General features: G+C 28.0%; 2 protein-coding genes. Both read left to right on the top strand.

Annotation, left to right across the window (positions count from 1 at the left end; all coding sequences use genetic code 11):
* Positions 1-112: 112 nt before the first annotated feature.
* Positions 113-970: an alpha/beta hydrolase gene (locus tag KGF50_RS21300; protein WP_227849913.1), complete on the top strand. Its 858-nt coding sequence runs from the start codon at positions 113-115 to the stop codon at positions 968-970.
* A 97-nt stretch (positions 971-1,067) separates the two neighbouring features.
* Positions 1,068-1,893 (top strand): radical SAM protein (locus tag KGF50_RS21295; protein WP_227849912.1); only part of this gene is annotated, 826 nt, incomplete at its 3' end.

Genomic DNA, 1,893 nt, shown 5'->3' with positions numbered 1-1,893 from the left:
TTTATGAATTTTGTGTGAAAAAGGTTAAAATATTGATTTTTTTCATTAGTTGAAAAAACAATTTACTTAGGATAAACTATAATAGTATTCAAATATTATGGGGGTTAGATTTATGAGTAAAGATGTAAAGGTAAAGCGCAATAAGAAATATGATACATTTAGTATAACTATGGAACTTGAAAGACCTTTACTTTATGATGAGGTTGAAAACGAAGATGATAAAAATGATAATAGAAAATTTAATATAAAAAAGAAAATATTCATGGGAATAGGTATACTATTTGTATTGGTTCTGCTTAGTTTTTTCATATGGATAAACAAAACATATGAACCTCAAAAACTAGCAAAAGAAGCATTAGTTAGTAATAGTAAAGTCGAGGTAACCATAAATGAAAATATTTCATTTACACCTAAGGGTAGAAAAGTTTCTAAAGGTCTAATTTTTTATCCAGGAGCTAAGGTAGAAATAGAATCATATGCACCACTTGCAAGAAAAATAGCAGAAAGTGGATATGAAGTGGTAATTGTAAAAATGCCACTTAATCTAGCTATACTTGGAACTAATAAAGCACAGAAAGTTATAGATTCTTACAATAATATAGAACATTGGGTAATAGGAGGTCACTCATTAGGCGGAGTTGTTGCATCTAATTTTGCACGTGACAATAAATTAATTGATGGAGTTGTGTTTTTATCTTCTTATCCAATGGGCAATGAACTAAAACAGTTAGGCAAAAAGGTTATATCTATATGGGGAAGTAAAGACGGAGTAGTTAATTTTAAAAACCTTATAGAAGCAAAAGAAAAACTTCCTGATGATACTACTTATGTTGAAATTGAAGGGGGAAATCATGCACAATTTGGAGATTATGGAAAACAAAAGGGAGACAATGATGCTATTATAAGTCAAGAAAAACAGCTTAAGATTACTGCAAATAGCATTATTAAATTTTTAAAGAATATATCTTAAACAAAAGCTTGAAACTTACAATATATATAAAGTATTATTTTAAGTAAAGATTATTAATATAATAAAATTAAGATTTGATTACAAGGGGGATTTTAATATGGAATATGATATGCCACTTTATAGACCACCAAGTGAGGCTTATAGTCTTATAATACAAGTCACACTAGGATGTTCTCATAATAAATGTACATTTTGTAGTATGTACAAATCAAAGAAATTTAAAATAAAACCATTAGAAGTAATAAAAAATGAAATTGATATATTTAGAAGACATTATAAAAATGTAGACAGGATATTTTTGGCAGATGGAGACGCATTGATAATACCAATGGAAAAATTAAGAGATATAATAGTATATATAAAAGAAGTTTTTCCAGAATGTGAAAGAATTACTCTATATGGCTCTCCTAAGTCTATAGAGAAAAAAACTGATGATGAACTTAAAGAGTTAAAAAAACTTGGTGTTAAAATGATTTATCTAGGACTTGAAAGTGGAAATGATGAGGTATTAGAAGATATTAAAAAGGGATTTAATAGTGAACAATTGATAAAAGTTGGTAGAAAAGTTAAGAAAAATGGTATTAAATTATCAGCTACTGTAATAGCAGGTCTTGGAGGAACTAAAAAAACACATCAACATGGAGTTGATACAGGAAAAATGCTAGGAGCAATTTCACCAGATTATGTGGGTGTATTGAGTTTAATGGTAGAACCTAATACTGAACTTTACGATTTACTTCAATCAGGTGAATTTACAGTACTGGAAGATAAGGCTGTGCTACAAGAAATTAAAGAAATGATAAAAAATATAGATACCAATGAAAAAGTTGTATTTAGAAGTAATCATGCCTCAAATTATGTTAACTTAAAAGGAATATTACCTGAGGATAAACAACGTCTGATTGATGAGATAGATTATTATC

The organism is Clostridioides sp. ZZV15-6598 (assembly GCF_020657705.1).
Lineage (GTDB): Bacteria > Bacillota > Clostridia > Peptostreptococcales > Peptostreptococcaceae > Clostridioides > Clostridioides difficile_F.
Note: the sequence above shows the minus strand (reverse complement) of the source record. Positions and strands in the feature narration are given on the sequence as shown.

Coding starts and splice junctions, on each gene's coding strand:
- KGF50_RS21300 (WP_227849913.1), top strand. CDS start 113: ATGAGTAAAGATGTAAAGGTAAAGCGCAATAAGAAATATGATACATTT.